The organism is Acinetobacter sp. AYS6 (genome assembly GCF_025630795.1).
GTDB lineage: Bacteria > Pseudomonadota > Gammaproteobacteria > Pseudomonadales > Moraxellaceae > Acinetobacter.
Map to the genome: position 1 here is coordinate 355,874 of NZ_JAOTNV010000004.1, position 16,348 is coordinate 372,221.

The 16,348-nt window shown below is 36.7% G+C and carries 13 protein-coding genes and 4 tRNA genes; 6 read left to right on the forward strand and 11 right to left on the reverse strand.

Translation table 11 applies throughout. The features are described from left to right. Positions 1-35 precede the first annotated feature (35 nt). A complete protein-coding gene (locus OD757_RS02520) occupies positions 36-1,541 on the forward strand; it encodes a flavin-containing monooxygenase (RefSeq protein ID WP_263030757.1) in 1,506 nt (501 codons plus the stop codon). A gap of 192 nt (positions 1,542-1,733) precedes the next feature. On the opposite strand, the gene OD757_RS02525 is transcribed toward OD757_RS02520, so the two are convergent. Continuing rightward, a complete protein-coding gene (locus OD757_RS02525) occupies positions 1,734-2,654 on the reverse strand; it encodes a LysR substrate-binding domain-containing protein (protein ID WP_263030758.1) in 921 nt (306 codons plus the stop codon). 182 nt (positions 2,655-2,836) lie between these two features. Between OD757_RS02525 and OD757_RS02530 the strand changes: the two genes are divergently transcribed. Then, positions 2,837-3,517 (forward strand): hydrolase, encoded by a 681-nt coding sequence (locus tag OD757_RS02530; protein WP_032033394.1) that lies wholly within the window; start codon positions 2,837-2,839, stop codon positions 3,515-3,517. 74 nt (positions 3,518-3,591) lie between these two features. Here OD757_RS02530 and OD757_RS02535 read toward each other — a convergent pair whose 3' ends face one another. Together OD757_RS02535 and OD757_RS02540 are read right to left on the reverse strand one after the other, a co-directional pair. Next, entirely contained in the window at positions 3,592-4,428 is an 837-nt protein-coding gene (locus OD757_RS02535; RefSeq protein WP_263030759.1) for a metal-dependent hydrolase, read from the reverse strand. Positions 4,429-4,595: 167 nt separating this feature from the next. Beyond that, on the reverse strand, positions 4,596-7,892 hold the full coding sequence (locus OD757_RS02540) for a M10 family metallopeptidase C-terminal domain-containing protein (protein WP_263030760.1): 3,297 nt from the start codon (positions 7,890-7,892) through the stop codon (positions 4,596-4,598). 368 nt (positions 7,893-8,260) lie between these two features. Here OD757_RS02540 and OD757_RS02545 point away from each other — a divergent pair, with 368 nt between their 5' ends. From OD757_RS02545 to OD757_RS02560, 4 genes are all read left to right on the forward strand, one after another. Continuing rightward, positions 8,261-9,412 (forward strand): alpha/beta fold hydrolase, encoded by a 1,152-nt coding sequence (locus tag OD757_RS02545; protein ID WP_263030761.1) that lies wholly within the window; start codon positions 8,261-8,263, stop codon positions 9,410-9,412. Between the two features lie 148 nt (positions 9,413-9,560). Continuing rightward, complete coding sequence (locus OD757_RS02550; protein WP_263030762.1) at positions 9,561-10,394, forward strand: AraC family transcriptional regulator; 834 nt, start codon at positions 9,561-9,563, stop codon at positions 10,392-10,394. Between the two features lie 50 nt (positions 10,395-10,444). Next, on the forward strand, positions 10,445-11,053 hold the full coding sequence (locus OD757_RS02555; protein WP_263030763.1) for a LysE family translocator: 609 nt from the start codon (positions 10,445-10,447) through the stop codon (positions 11,051-11,053). A gap of 574 nt (positions 11,054-11,627) precedes the next feature. Then, positions 11,628-11,975 (forward strand): hypothetical protein, encoded by a 348-nt coding sequence (locus tag OD757_RS02560; protein WP_263030764.1) that lies wholly within the window; start codon positions 11,628-11,630, stop codon positions 11,973-11,975. Here OD757_RS02560 and OD757_RS02565 read toward each other — a convergent pair. From OD757_RS02565 to OD757_RS02600, 8 genes are all read right to left on the reverse strand, one after another. Continuing rightward, the gene (locus OD757_RS02565) at positions 11,950-12,420 is read right to left on the reverse strand and encodes an AnBLUF65 family BLUF photoreceptors (protein WP_263030765.1); all 471 of its coding nucleotides are present in this window, start codon (positions 12,418-12,420) and stop codon (positions 11,950-11,952) included. The genes OD757_RS02560 and OD757_RS02565 overlap by 26 nt on opposite strands. Before the next feature lie 278 nt (positions 12,421-12,698). After that, entirely contained in the window at positions 12,699-12,908 is a 210-nt protein-coding gene (locus tag OD757_RS02570; protein ID WP_003650775.1) for a cold-shock protein, read from the reverse strand. Positions 12,909-13,365: 457 nt separating this feature from the next. Further along, positions 13,366-13,439 (reverse strand) — tRNA-Trp (locus OD757_RS02575). A 68-nt stretch (positions 13,440-13,507) separates the two neighbouring features. Next, positions 13,508-13,592 (reverse strand) — tRNA-Leu (locus OD757_RS02580). 27 nt (positions 13,593-13,619) lie between these two features. Next, positions 13,620-13,693 (reverse strand) — tRNA-Trp (locus OD757_RS02585). Positions 13,694-13,747: 54 nt separating this feature from the next. Next, a tRNA-Leu gene (locus OD757_RS02590) sits at positions 13,748-13,832 on the reverse strand. A 105-nt stretch (positions 13,833-13,937) separates the two neighbouring features. Continuing rightward, the gene (locus tag OD757_RS02595) at positions 13,938-14,741 is read right to left on the reverse strand and encodes a protein kinase domain-containing protein (RefSeq protein ID WP_263030766.1); all 804 of its coding nucleotides are present in this window, start codon (positions 14,739-14,741) and stop codon (positions 13,938-13,940) included. Beyond that, entirely contained in the window at positions 14,728-16,236 is a 1,509-nt protein-coding gene (locus OD757_RS02600) for a DUF3336 domain-containing protein (protein WP_263030767.1), read from the reverse strand. Before OD757_RS02600 ends, OD757_RS02595 begins: the two co-directional genes overlap by 14 nt. Positions 16,237-16,348 lie beyond the last annotated feature (112 nt).

Here is a 16,348-nt window from a genome sequence, read left to right on the forward strand (position 1 = left end):
GCCAAGTCATTTATATTTTATTTCAGGATTTTTCTATGAATAAATTAGTCAAACCCTCTACTCCGACTCAACTTGTAGATGTACTTATTATCGGAGCTGGTCCTTCAGGTTTAAGTACTTGCATCAAGTTAAAAGAGCAAGGAATTAAAAACGTCGTTATTTTAGATATGGCTAGCCGTATTGGCGGCACATGGGCTTTAAATGATTACCCGGGCCTATTTTGTGATGTACCGAGTGAAATGTACTCTCTGGGCTATGCACCCAATCCGAACTGGTCGCGAACCTATGCCCCTCAAGCCGAAATTCGCCAATATTTAGAAGATGTGGCTCATAAGTTTGAAATCGTAAATCAGGTTAAACTCAACACTGAAGTAATTAATGCCGAATGGGATAATGACCTAAATCGCTGGCTCGTTAGCACACGTGATGGCAAAAAATATAGTGCAAAAATCTTTGTACCTGCGACAGGTTTTATTGGTGAAGCAAAAATGCCGAGCTTCCCGGGTCAAGAAAAGTTTAAAGGCACTATGTTTCACTCAGGCAAGTGGAATCATGAGCATGATTTAACAGATGAAAAAGTAGCGGTAATTGGTAGCGGTGCCTCAGCCATTCAATTTTTACCTGCCATTCAACCTAAAGTCGGCCATCTTTACAGTTTCCAACGTACGCCGTCATGGGTTTTACCAAAACCGGATTTTGCGGTTCCAAACATCGTAAAAGTTACCTTTAAAAAAGCGCCAATTTTAGAAAAAATTATTCGTGAAAGTGCATTGTGGAGTTTAGAGCCTTCACTTCCTATTTTCATGAATGAAAATATCATGCGAAAACTGCATGCTTTAGGAAAGTTAAATATCAACTTAGGTGTTAAAGATCCAGAAATGCGTAAGGCATTAACACCAACGCATACCTTAGGTTGTAAGCGCCCAATGTTTTCTAATAACTGGTATAGCGCTTTAGCCAAACCGAATGTGACTGTCCTCTTCCAAGGCTTATCTCATATCACTGAAAACGGTGTAGTTGGTGAAGACGGAAAAGAAATTAAAGTAGATACCATTATTTTCGGAACTGGCTATGCGGTCGCAGAACCTGCGATTTATAAAATTATTAAAGGTGCAGATGGCCGTAGTTTAAGCGATGTGTGGCAGCGACAACCACGTGCATACATGGGAATGTCAATTCATGGTTTTCCCAACATGTTTATGATGCTAGGGCCAAACTCCCAAAACACCGTGGGCTCAGTGATGTGGACCGCTGAGCAGCAATCCGTTTATATTGCAAAAATGGTGAAGTTAATCGAGCAGCAACGTCTTAACCGTGTTGAAGTCAAAGCAGATGTTCAAAAACGTTTTAATGACCGTATAGATAAACGATTAGCCAAAATGCCAGTAAGACCAGATGTATGTAAAAGCTATTATCTAGATGACGCGGGTCGTAACCATATTATTTGGCCCGAGTTTGGTTTTGTGATTAAACATAAACTGCATCACGTCAATTTGAAAGACTACGATGCTACAACCAAAGTAATTAAAGTGGTCGCTTAATAAACTCATTCAATCTATGCAAAAAAGATCAAGATATTTGGATATCTTGATCTTTTAATGAGTACTCATTATTAAAATCTAAACAATGGAATAAGTCAGTTAAAGAAACTAAAAACAATGTTCGTTAGTTTCAAATCTATTAATTGATATCTCAGTAGCTCATGTAATAGTCGATTCTGTTATTTGTATCAGTTATCGATAGCCTAATAAATTCTTATCAAGTTGATTAAACTGCTCTTCTAAAAAATCCAACAACCTTTTGATGGCAGGCAATAATCCTTTTCTAGAGGCATAAGCTGCGTGGACAATACCGCTTGTAGGTTTCCATTCAGGTAAAACCACAATCAGTTCTTTACGCAAAATATATTCGTGAGCCATCATGATCGGTAAAGGAGCAATACCTAAACCATGAATAACAGCCTGTAATACCCCAGTCATGTCATTCACAATTAAATCAGGGTCATGCTGGAAGTGCGTTGTTCCATGTTCTTGATGATGAAGTACCCACACACTTTGTTGTTCTGCATTGCCAAGCCCAATGGTTCTGAACTGATGCAATTCATCTAAAGTTTGAGGTATCGGCTGCTTAGATAAAACCCGAGGGTGCGCGACTAAACACTGATCACTGGTCACAAATTTTTTCATGACCAAACCACTATCTTTGAGTGGCGGATAGCGAACACGAAAAGCAATATCAATACCTTCATTTAAAACATCAACATTTCGGTTAGTCACATCAATGTAGATTTTTATTTTTGGGAATTGCAGCATAAATTTGGTCAGAAACTCACCCATGTGATGATGCAATAACGCAGGCGGACAAGACACCCGTATCGTTCCGCGAGGCTCAGACTGGTTTAAATCAATAAATTCTTGGGCATTTTCAGCATCAATCAAAATGGCATGACAATATTGATAATATTGTTGACCGAGTTCTGTCACGCTAAATTGTCTCGTGGAACGATGCAATAATCGCACACCGAGTCTTTCTTCTAAAAGTGCAACTCTTCGGCTCAGTTTTGATTTTGGAATATCCAATGCCCTAGCCGCAGCAGAATAACCACCATATTCAACAATTTTTGCAAAGTAATATAGATCGTTTAAATCCTGCATTTCCTACCTCTTATTGTTCAAATAATAGAACACTAAAATCAAATTTCGGCAGCTTCTAGGCTCATATTTTCGTTATATCTTAATTAAACAAGAAGTGAATAACTATACAAAAGCAGTTATCCCCCTGTTTTATTTAGTCATCCTTCCAACTTTAAATTTATCGAAATAAAGTGGAGCATAAAATGAGTACACCAGCAAATTTTAACGGTCAAGCACCTGTAATCGACCCAAATAATGTCGCAATGCTACTAATCGATCATCAAAGTGGCTTATTTCAAACTGTAAAAGATCTTACTGTTCCTGAGTTACGTGCAAATGTAGTCACACTGGCTAAAGTTGCAACCCTATGTAATGTACCTGTCATTACTACTGCTTCTGTTCCTCAAGGTCCAAATGGTCCCTTGATTCCAGAAATTCACCAGTTTGCTCCTCATGCACAATATGTTGCTCGTAAAGGACAAATTAATGCTTGGGATAACCCTGACTTTGTTGAAGCGGTCAAAGCGACAGGTAAAAAACAACTGATTATTGCAGGTACAATTACCAGCGTATGTATGGCTTTCCCAAGCATTAGCGCAGTTGCTGAAGGTTTCCAAGTCTTTGCTGTTATTGATGCATCTGGAACATATTCAAAAATGGCTCAAGAAATTACCTTAGCTCGAGTTGTTCAAGCTGGCGTGGTGCCAATTGATACAGCGGCTGTGTGTTCAGAGCTACAAAAAACATGGCATCGTAGTGATGCAGCAGACTTTGCAGCTGCCTATAGTGCAATTTTCCCACCATACCAAATGCTCATCGAAAGCTATCAAAAAGCACAAGACGTTGTTAAAAACAATGAAATGCTAGATTCTGAAAGAACCTAATTCATCAGTTTTTCAGCTTAAATGTCCAATCTCTTACGATTGGACATTTAAAAATGAGCCGATAGATAAATAAGCTATGAACTAAACCCAAGTTGTGCTTTAGTAATTTCTTCCCAAGGTTTTGAATCGTGCTGTTCTGGATGAAAATCTAATTTGTAATAGTCCAAATAATCTTTCCATAAAGTACTTAAAAAGCCATTCTTCCCAAGAATTAATGTATTAAATTCTTTTAGGTGAAGTAACTTCCATACGGAAAAGTGAGTTATGCCCAAATACACCGTACCTGCTGTCATTATTCCTGCCATATATAAAGTCACAAATGGCATGACGACGAGACGAATAAAATTGTTTCCCGAAGCATCTTGATATAAATCGAAGGCCACACTTTTATGTTCGCTTTCTTCTATCGCATGCCATAACCAGATATTTTTTAGAGTTTCATTACTCGATAAACGCTCCTGCAAATCGGAACGTTTCATAATTTGCCGTGCAATAATGGCCGTAAAATGTTCAGCAGCCGAAGTAATTGCTAATTGCTGGGTGGGTGTGAAATATTTTTTTAGCCTAGCCATTAACCATTCCACATTGGCTGAAACAGGCTTGGTATCGAGTCCAGATGACTGTATAAGTTGGTTCAGATGTTCATGTTCTTTGGCATGCATCGCCTCTTGTCCAATAAAGGCTGCAATATCTTTTTGAAGTCTTTCTGTTTTAGCCTGATTTTGTAAGTTTCTTACACTATGTACAAAAAATCGCTCACCCGCAGGAAACATAGCAGACAAGGTTGCCAGCCAGTACTCTCCCCAAGGGTTATCCTTAAATAAAGTAGGTTGAGACTGATTAAAATTAAAACTCATATGGCGCACAGGAAAGTGGGCACCTCGATCAAAGACTTTAGCTAGAATTCCCATTTTTTATTCCTTCATTGTTTCATTGAATACAATTCAATGGATTTATTTTTCTGAGGTTTAATCACTTATTTAGCAGTTCATTGAAGTTCGCTACTATTAAAAGGATGCTTAAGCTGCCTCCCCTAAGCATCTTTTTCAAATGAGCTAGTCACTTGTCATATATCTATTTAGACAAGGATCTGATGGTTTTCCCATAAACTATTTAAGGTAGTATTCACATTATTTAAGGTTAAAAAAGAAGTACTGTTATAAGTAGTTCCTGCACCATCTCGGTCAATACTTAAAATACTGTTATTTCCATTGAGGTCTAATGAGAGATAAGAAAAAATAGAGTTTACAGTGCCGCTATTGGCATAATTGATGAGCAGTTCACTAATATCAATTTTGTCAGCTTCACTGTCGGTTAATGTATCGCCGACTTTAAAATCTTTCCAAACATCAGCTCCGTTACCACCCGTCACATCGTTTGTATTTAATAATTTATATAACGCAGTGTCAGAACCTAAGCCGCCAATTAAGGTATCGTTATCTTTTCCACCATTTAAAATGTCATTACCCGCACCACCATTTAAAACATCATTATTGGTACCACCGCTTAAAATGTTATTAGCACTGTTCCCAACAATCGTATTGCCATTTCCATTCCCCGTTCCATCAATATTATCTATCCCTAATAGATTCAAATTATTTAGCGCATTGCCGCTATCTAATGTATAACTCACGGTTGAGTTAACGGTCTCAAACCCTTCATTAATCTTCTCGATAATGACGTCGCTAATATTATCAACATAATAGATGTCATCACCCAAGCCTCCAATCAGCGTATCAATCCCAATTCCGCCATCGAGACTATCATTGCCGACTCCGCCATCTAAAGTGTCGTTTCCTTCGCCACCGTTCAATGTGTCATTTCCGGCAAATCCATTTAAAATGTTGTTGCCAACATTACCAATAAGTACGTTATTCAGCGCATTTCCGTTGCCGTTTAAATTATCCGCACCATTTAAAGTGAGGTTTTCTACGTTATCTCCTAATGTATAATTTATATCCGAGATTACTTTATCGTTGCCCTCAGCAACATTTTCTAAAATGCTATCGCTGACATTGTCTACATAATAAATATCGTCACCCGTTCCACCAATCAGGCTATCCGTACCTTTTCCACCATCTAGCAGGTCATTTCCTGCACCACCCAATAGAACGTCGTCTCCCCAATTTCCTTTTAAGGTATCGTTTCCAGCTCCACCTTCGAGTCGATTAGATAAATTGTTCCCAATTAAAATATCATCGTAAGCCCCGCCAATTGCATTTTCAATCTGGGTTCCAAGATTGATGCTGAGTTGGTTTGCACTCGATATATGAGGAGATTTTTCACCAATATAGCTCCAGCCACCTTGATTAAGATCGATGGTAGCGGCTTGGGCAGCGTTGCTTGCATTGATTGTATCGACGCCTGCACCATCCCATACCAATACGCCTTTAGTGCCATCAAACACATAGCTATCATTACCTGCACGGGTTGAACTATTGACTCCATATATCGCTTGCAAAGCCGCAATATCAAACGGCGCAAAAGATCCGTCATATGACATACCAGTACGGTCATATGACATCACTGACCATGCCCGTGTGTCTTCTTCTTTTGAGAAACTGTTAATGGTGGAACCTTCAAAGGTATGCCGTAACCCTAAAGCATGCCCCAACTCATGTGGGTAGCTTGCAGTCACCCAAGTGCCCGCTGGATCAAACCAAAAATCAGGCCCAAAAGCCACATCTGAACCAACAAAAGCTCCGCTCGGATACTGTGCATAAGCCGTGGCAGCAGTGCTATTACGGTACGCAGCAACCGTATTAAGCTGTGATGCATTGTCCGTTAAAGTAAAAGTTAACGCCGAAAACTCAGAAGCTTTATGGTAAACCTGAGTCATAAAGTCCTGTTGAGCTTTACTAAAAGGACTCCACCATGCAGGTGCTTGTCCATTTGCATCGAGTAGGTAATCAGGTGCAGTAGAAGGAAAAATATATTTAAAATCTGGATTACTATTTGTTGTAGCAACAAGTGCACGTACCCAATAATTCACTCCAACCGCTGTGTCTAGTTGAGCACGTTCAATCGTCACGCCATCGGCAAATTGAATACTAAAGTTTTTATTATTGTTGGCAAGATATCCAGTTAGCTTAACAATATCACTATCGCCGTATTGAATATTTAAAGTGGTTTTATCAAAACTGTATTGAACATCGGTAGATTTAACATCTGTAAACACAATCGTGTTGTTACCCGAATAATCACCATTAATTGTGTCTATTCCATCGCCTAAAGAAAAACGGTAAGTGTCATCACCTTCACGACCATTTAGAGTGTCATTACCTTTGCCTCCAGTAATCACATCATTGGGAAGAGTACCCGAAAAGTTATCGGCATTATCTGTCCCATTCCATGTCGCAGTTTTTCCTGTTAGAAACTGTTGATAGGTTTGAACCACGCCATCTGAAAGAATATAGTTATTAATATAGGCTTTTAAAGTGATGCTATCCGTTGCTGAATAATTAATGACTAACTCATTATTATTGTTGGTGGTAAATGTGATGTCTTTTGAGGAAACATCCATAATTTGAATGATGTTTGTGCCCGAGTAGTCATTAATTGTATCGTTACCATCTCCTTTGCTAAATTGATAAGTATCGTCGCCACTTCCTGAAGCCAACCAATCATTTCCAGTTCCACCTACAGTCAAGTCATTACCGGTTCCACCATATAACTTATCATCGCCAGCGCCCCCATTTAAGGTATCGTTCCCCGCGTTTCCGTTTAATGTATCGTTACCTTCAAGCCCATTGATAATGTCATTGGATGCAAAGCCATTAATCGTTTCGTTGCCTTTGGTGCCAGTGAGCGTAATAGTTTTATTTGTGAGTAATTGATCGAGTGTGGCAGTTGTACCATCTAAAAATTTAAAGCTACTTATATTTCCTTCAATTAACACTGTATCAGTATCAGAATATTTGATCTCTAAATTACTACCATTCCCTTGGATGGATATATCTGCCAAATTACTAGCCATGAACTGGATGGTGTTATTTCCACTATAGTCAGTGACTTTATCTACACCATCTCCTTTGGTGAATTGATAAATATCGTCTCCTACTCCCCCAAACAGACGGTCATTTCCAGCATTACTATTGATTAGATCGGCCGAGTTTGTACCTACAATCCACTCACTATTTGCCGTCGAAATATTTAGACCATTGCCCCCGCTTACAAAAGAAACCTGTTTTTCCATCCCATCACTAAAAATCATACGGGCTTTAGCAAGGGAGTTAAAATTAAATGAATAGTAAGTTCCTAAATAATTAGTGACATATAAGACATTATTTATATATTCAATTTGCCTAATATCATTTGAAGTAAAATTATCGAACTTTAACCATAAACCTTTTTGATCATTGCCATAAGTTGCCATTGAGGTTTCCTTTTTTTTGTTATTGGAAAAGGAAATACTATTTAATTACACTTAATAGAAGAACTTCTTTTGACGACAAAAATGACCATTTAACGACATATTTTTTAGTTTTCTTAAAATTTTAATGGAATCGAAATTTTGGAAAAATTTATATATTTTCTCGTAAATTTTTATTTTTATTCATATAGGACAGTTTTATAAGTTTTAGATAATTACTTCTCAAATTAGTTTTAAAAAATTTCGACTTGATATATTTCAAAAGAAATACTGTCTTTTGGGTCACTGAACTTGCCACTCATTCCCTTTAATATCCTCAAAAGACCAGCTCGTTATTGCTCTGGGCAACATCTTTATAGGTTTTATATTCAATGAGTTTATTGCTTAAAGTTCGAAAGAACGTTCCACAGCTACAGTCCATTAAAAAATCTCTTCAGACACGTGCTGGTCAAAAAATACCTCACATGCTGATCAATGCATCGGATCTATTTTTTAGAGGCCCTGAAATTGCCTTGTCAGGAAAAACACCTTTTGACGTGATCTATAAGCATGAAATTATTAGCTTAAGACATTATAGAAATGAGACTGATGCGCCTACGCGTAAACACCGCGTACCTTTAGTTATTGTTCCGCCATTAGCAGTCAACATGCTCATTTATGATTTATTTCCTACCCGTAGTTTTGTACGCTTCTTTTTGGCACAAGGCTTTGATGTCTATCTCATTGACTGGGGCGTGCCCACCCGACACCAAGCAAAATACAATTTCGGCACCTACATTAAAGTCTTTATGCCTGAAATGTTAAAGCAAGTTCGCGCCCATAGTGGTCAGCAACAACTTTCTTTACATGGCTGGAGTTTAGGCGGTGCACTTTCGCTCTGCTATACCGCATTATTTAAAGATAAAGATATTAAAAATCTGATTATTCTTGCTTCCCCTATCGATACACATAAAGCGGGCTATATGGGAAAAATTTATGGCAGCCTGACTAAACCTGCTGAATGGATTCGTAAACATACACCATTTCGTATCCGTCACCATGTGCCAAGTGAAGCATTTCATATTCATGGATGGCAAAACACACTAGGTTTTAAATTAACGGACCCGATTGGAAATTTGAAAACATATTGGGAACTTTTTAAGAATCTTGATAACCGAGAATTTATTGTCGACCATGCAACCTCAAGTTCATTTATCGATAATATGCTCGCCTATCCGGGTGGAGTCATGCGGGACATTATCCTCCGTTTCTGGATTGATAATGAGCTATCTAATGGGGTAATTAAATTCGGTGAACTTACAGCCTATCTAAAAGATATTGAATGCTCAGTACTCGCTGTGGGCGGGAGCACAGATATTATTGTTACAGCAGAAGCCGTCAAACCGCTTATGGATTTAATTAGCAGCCAAGACAAAACATTTAAGGTCGTGCCAGGTGGTCATATGGGAGTTGTTTCCGGAAGCCAAGCCCCCACTGCAGTCTGGCCAGAAATGAGTACTTGGCTAGCTACGCGTTCAGATTAATCAATTTAAATCTTAATAAAAAACCAGCGTAGCAAGCTATGCGCTGGTTACTAGGTCACATTAAATTTTGCACAAATCTTCTAGAACTGCGTTCAGCTCTTTTGTACTGTTCTAAGGGCTAAACTTAAGAATTTATGGATAGATTGTTATGGGCAACTGGGTGGATATTTCAAAAGATACCAATACAGGTATTGAAACCATCCGTGCCCATTTTACTGGTCATGCTTATGATCCCCACTGGCATTCGAGTTATTTAATTGGTGTAACTGAATCGGGTATTCAACAATTTCATTGCCGCAAAAAGCAAATTAATAGTCATGCGGGACAAGTCTTTATGCTTGAACCCGAAGAAATTCATGATGGACATGCTCCTGCATCTGATGGTTTTACCTATCAAATGCTCTATCTACATCCAGACTGGTTAAAACAACGAATCCAAGGGTTATTTCATAATAGCCCTGATCACTACGAGTTAGTGATTGATGCACCATTAAAGTCAGATGAACAGCTCGCTATTATTACTTCTCAAGCATTCCAACATCTGCACTATAAAGAAATGAATATCGTGAAAGATAATAGTTTAGACTTACTTATTCACTATATCGCACAAGGGAAATGGCTAAAAAAAGCTCACCAATCATCTTCTACTCATACGCCTCGAATCGCACACCAAATCCGAGATATTTTGCATGATCATCTTTTCGAAGATATCGGGCTTCAAGATATCGCTCAAATGACAGGCTTAGACCGATATCATATTCATCGCATTTTTAAAGCAACATTTCATTTGGCTCCTCACCAATATCTCATTCAACTTAGACTGACACGAGCACGTGATTTACTCGCCAGAAACCTTTCTCCTGCACAAGTTGCCTCAGATTTATGTTTTGCAGACCAAAGTCATTTAAGTCGTTGGTTCAAACGTTGCTATGGTTTAACACCAGCAGCCTATAGAAAAATCTGCACAAATCTTCAAGATTAAACATCTTAATTATTTCATCTTGTATACCCCTATTAACTCAAGTAGACAAGATGGAAAACCTTACTGCATTTTCATTATTTGCTATTGTTGCCTCAATTACACCGGGACCAACTAATTTTATAATTTTAAGTTTAAGCAGCCGTTATAAAATTTCTAAAACGCTTCCTGTTATTTTAGGTTCTTGTATCGGGGCTGCTCTACTTGTGCTCATCGTTGGTATTGGATTGGGTTCCACCTTGCTCGCTTACCCGATTATTCAAAAAATGATGACATTAATTGGTTTAATCTGGCTCACCTCATTAGCTTGGAAGCTATATAGCTACAACCCGATTACTCATTTTGAACAAGACAAAGAAAAAGGTCCAATTGGTTTCATTACTGGCTTTTTTATGCAAGCAATTAATCCTAAAACCTGGATGATGGCTTTTGCAGTGATTAGCGTCTACACAAAACAAGGGCAAGATATTTGGGTGAATGTCTCAATTTTATCCTTCATTTTTTTAGTTATTGCTATTCCTTGTCTTTACATTTGGGCTTTAGCTGGCAGACTAAGCAACCGATTATTTTCTCAAACTAAACATATGAAAATTTTTAATAAAATAATGGCGCTAATACTACTCATCTCTGTATGGTTGCCAACTCTATCTACATTTCAATAATCTAAACTCACCAAAATGGGATAAGGATATCTATTTTTTTAATAGTATAGATTAGTTCATATAACTTTTATTATTAATTTTTCATACTAAAACTTCCTATTTTTATACTTTCATAAAATAAATTTTAATGAATATTTATTTAATGGCCTAATTTTTTTATCTTGAGAAATATATATCCTAAAGCACATGTTACTTTTTGTTATTTATGTAAAAATCATCCCAATAATAAAACCATATAAGCTTTTGTTAAATATAGATTTATATTAAAAATCATTTTGTAAATTTTGTCTATTTTTCAACCAATTGTAGGCAATTTCTCACAACCATGTACGCCAAAACCTACATCATAACCAATTGTTTTTCCTATAATTAATTTCAGTACATATAAGCACTCTTAACTATTGACTAGAAAGCTGAATATTAATGAAGAGATCTGGAGAAACAATAACGCAATCTTTATTAATATAAAAACTCCTAATAATAGAAAAAGAATCTCAAAAAATTAATATGTACTATCTTTCCTCTGGAAACAGAGGAAAGATAATTTTTTTAATCATCAGATAGGATATAGAAAATGTTTATTGCAAAAAATATATTTGTATATTTACTATCAATGTTAGCTTTATGCTTACTCATTATTTTATTTAATTACCTAGGAATGAATGAGACGACCAACCTCGTTCTTTCTTCAGCTCTCTTTGGAATATTTATCACTTGGTATTACAAAGGTAGTGGACTATGCCTAGCCTTATTTAGTTTTTTTTATTGGGCAATGTTCGTTATTAGTCAAAGTTTGGAAGTGATCTGGATGTTCTCAATTTCAGTTATTGTGTATTTAGTCATGACTAAAATAATACCTAAACTCAAGCATATCCAGATCGGTATAACCTCAAATGTTAGAACGGATTTACACCACGATTGACCATTCCCACTTTTTTAACAGGAATAATTTTAGTTTGCTCAGTAATTAATAGCTCATCTAAGAAGAATTTGAGATTTTGTTCATCAAGACGGATGGGATTAAAACTTAATTCACCCATATTTAAAAAGAAAGATTCAATATTTGTATTACGCTGTACATATTTCATTGACCAACGCTGAAAAGAGTTTTTATCAATGGAATATGTACACAACCATTTAATATTATGGTGTCGTTGATCATTTTTAATTTTTTCAAATAATCCTTCAACTAACTCTTGCTCACCTTCTAGACATTGAAAGAAAGCATTATCAGCATAATAGAGCACACCACAAATTTGATTCAAATCATTGAAATTTCGAGCTTCTGTCAGGATATCACGTAAATCTTGTAATAAATCTTCATTTTTTTCGTTTCGTTGGCTGGCATAACACAGTCGAACGTTCATTAACAATTCCGTGAAATATAAAATTTCTTTATTTAAAGATTTTCTAATCTAACATATATCTATTCCTGATAATTTATATTTCTTCTCCACATTAAGTATATGCTTAAACAACCAACTGATGAGTGATTATGAAAAAATTATTAGACTTATATACTGGATATAAAACAAAAAGCCCTCTTACTAGAGGACTTTTAGAGATCTGAAAAGAAAACAGAATTTCCTTTAAAAGACAAAAATAAAAAAAAGCACTAAATAGTGCTTTTTTTCTTACTGAAATATTATTGTGGAATAATATTTACAGCATTTGGGCCTTTTTGACCTTGAGTAACGGTAAACGTTACACGTTGACCTTCGTGCAAAGTTTTGAAACCTGAACCAGAGATCTCTTTGAAGTGAGCAAACACATCTGGACCGTTGTCTTGTTGAATGAAACCGAAACCTTTAGTTTCGTTAAACCATTTTACTGTACCGCTTACTGTATTAGACATGATATATCCTACTGATTTCTAATATTTTAGCATCATTTAATAATGACACTAACATAACTTTGAAAAAAGAATAACAAATTGAGTTAAGATCTTAAAAAACGAAGGATTATGACTAAAACTACGATACTTTAAAGAAGATTTACTAACAAGACTTTTTTCTAGTTAAGAGCATGATACACTAAATAAATTTCTATTCAAGCTTTTTATGAAAAAAATTTTATAAATTATAATAAAAAACCGAAAAACAATAACTTAATAAGACAACTAAAAACTTAGTATATTCCCTACTTAACCAACAACTTACATCTGATGAGATAAAATAGAGGTGAGCAGAAGAATGCATGGTTATAACTTATCAAACAACAGAATAAAATATAAACAAAGCGATGAAATAATTTGAGCTTTAAAAATTCAGGCAATAAAAAAACTCCTAAACAGGAGCTTCATTTTCAAATCTTGGCAGAGGATCAAGGACTCGAACCTTGACGAACGGTTTTGGAGACCGTCATGCTACCATTACACCAATCCTCTATCTTTATGATTAAATAACTAAGGAATTAATCATAAAAAAAGCAAGAACGTCGTCTTGCTTCTTTTAATGGTGGGGGCGAAGAGACTCGAACTCTTACACCTTGCGGCGCTGGAACCTAAATCCAGTGCGTCTACCAATTTCGCCACGCCCCCATCTGGGACATTTATTTAAAATAAATGTGGCAGAGGATCAAGGACTCGAACCTTGACGAACGGTTTTGGAGACCGTCATGCTACCATTACACCAATCCTCTTCCAAGATATAGATGACTTAACACCTGTATCGAACTTTAAGCTTTAACTTAAAGTGGTGGGGGCGAAGAGACTCGAACTCTTACACCTTGCGGCGCTGGAACCTAAATCCAGTGCGTCTACCAATTTCGCCACGCCCCCGATGGCTGTGTATATTAGCGATAAGAACTTGCAGTGACAAGTGTTTTTTTTTCAAAAATTCCTGACCGAGTAAATAGTATACAGAAACTAGATCAATGATTTTTATCAGATTGAAACTGCTTTTAAGCAATTTAACGCTTCAGCAGCATTTGAGAATCGATTTTGCTGCTTTTTTTGCAATAAACCTAAAAGTAATGGATAAAAATTCATAAATTGTGTTGGCAATTGAATGGTTAAATTTTGGCAATGTAATACTGCCCAATCATAGTAACTCCCTGCTTCTAAGCGAGTTTGGGTTAACCATTCATATAGAACAATACCAAATGCATATAAATCGCTTTGTACATCCTTACTGGCCCCTCTAAACAACTCTGGAGCCATATAACGTGGTGTAGCATCCATCCTTAAATCTGAATTCGATAAAAGTCGAGCTTTCTCAAAATCAATCAAATAAGCATTTTGCTCAAACTTTCGAAAATGCTCTTTCTTAATATCTCCATGAATCCAACCAAATTTATGGAGTTCTGCAAGTTTATCTAGCGCGAACCAAATCGTATGATAGATATCAGTTAAATCCGTCTTATGAGGCAATGGGCCAAACCACAAATCAGTATCAGGTAAAATTAAAACTCTACCTAAAGAATGGTTTAACTGAGGAATAGCACTCACTTCGATTAATTTATGGGGTAAAAGCCATGCAGTTTTTTTATGATTGATTTCTTCGTAAAACAATTGTTCATGTATGAAGTCTCGCTCACTTTGAACAAATGTCTCAGGTAAATGATATTTTAACCAATAGTTTTTGTTATCTATACGACATAGCCATAGATACCGCCCTAAAGCGGCACTTGCAGGCTTTGTCACAATTTTTAAATTTTCTATATGCGAAGCAAAATCATGCTTCAGCATAATATGACTCTGGCTGTTGTTGCCTTTCTTCAAAACGCAAAACTTCTAAACAATGCTGAATCGTCTTGCCAATACGAGCATGGGTCTCAATCGAAGAAATCTTTGGCCAAGTCGCACGCTCCCCTTCTCGTTGCAAACGTTTAAACAAATGCGGACGTGGGTTTTGCAAAGTATAGGTATAGTGACTCAAGCCATATTTAGCAATGATATTCACATCGCCATAATAACGCTGTCCCATTACACCATAGCCATGATCAAGTAATCGTCTAACCGGAGAAATAGAACCAAGTCTTTGACGTGTAAAGTCCATAAGTCCCATAGATAACACTTTACCTTGACGTCTTAAAATCCGTTCGGGCCAACTTAAAACGTCTTTACGAAAGCGGTCTGCGTCATTTTGCATAAATGGAACAATATGTGGGTTAACCTGACTCGCGATGGTGTAATTTAAGTTATATAGACGTGCCATTCTTTCTTGCGGAAAATCACTTCTTACACTGCCATCTACCCATTTTGTATTTGCCATATAAGGCGTGTGTTCGCCGTCATAACGTTTGCTGGTTAAACGTACGGGTGGAAATAATACAGGTACAGCACATGAAGCCAACACAGCACTCCAAACCAAAACATTAGGCGTCATAATGGCATTCATGATTCGCGGGTTTTCTGTTGCATCATAGGGTGCAACCGCAACATTAATGTTTAAACCAGATTTTTTGAAAGCCTCTTCAAACGTGAGATCACCCAGATTTTCAACAAGGAACTTTTTCAAATAGTGCACATCGGCAATTCCACCATTTCCTTTAATGAGCTCACGAAGTTTTCTAAAGTGAAAAGCATCACTAAAAAATTGTTCTCCATTTAATAAATTTTGAACATCTTCACGGGCAGAAGTTCCGAGCATGCCTGTCATAATTGCCCCTGCACTTGAGCCAGACAATACTTTAGGCATCAAATCTTGTTCAATTAAAGCTTTACACACTCCAGTGTGAAAAAGACCTAAAGTCGCACCACCCGAGAACATAAGCGCTGGCTGTCCATATGCTTTTTCACAATTTTCAAAAAACTCAATTTTTTCTTTTCTTTGAAAAGTAATACATTCACTTGAAGCAATATAGGCCAAGCTTTGACTAACTTCTTCAATATAATCTTCAATTAATTTTTTTGTTCCCACATGCGTTGCAGCAAACAGCATAGGATGACCAATATTTGCAATATCGTAAGTTAGACCTTCTTTAAGTAAATAAATGAGATCTAGCGTTCGATGTTGTTGACGATATCTTTTCAGTAAAGTGTATCTATAAGAAATGAGCTCTGCATCGAAGTAAGGCGAACTATTATCAAACTTCCACTCTTGCACACCTGTTTCTTCATCTAGTTTTAGTGCAAAAGATTTCCACTCTTCATAAGATTCAGCCATGTCTAATTGACGTTGTAATTTTTTGATACGGTAGGCCTGATGCGGATTCATATCACTTCGTATTTTTTCAAACATATTTCGTCCTCATCTTCACAGATGATTTTACTGAATAGACATGACAACACTATGCGCGGTCTGAAGATTTCAATCAATTGCAAAACCGATAAACTGTATAGATAACAACTTT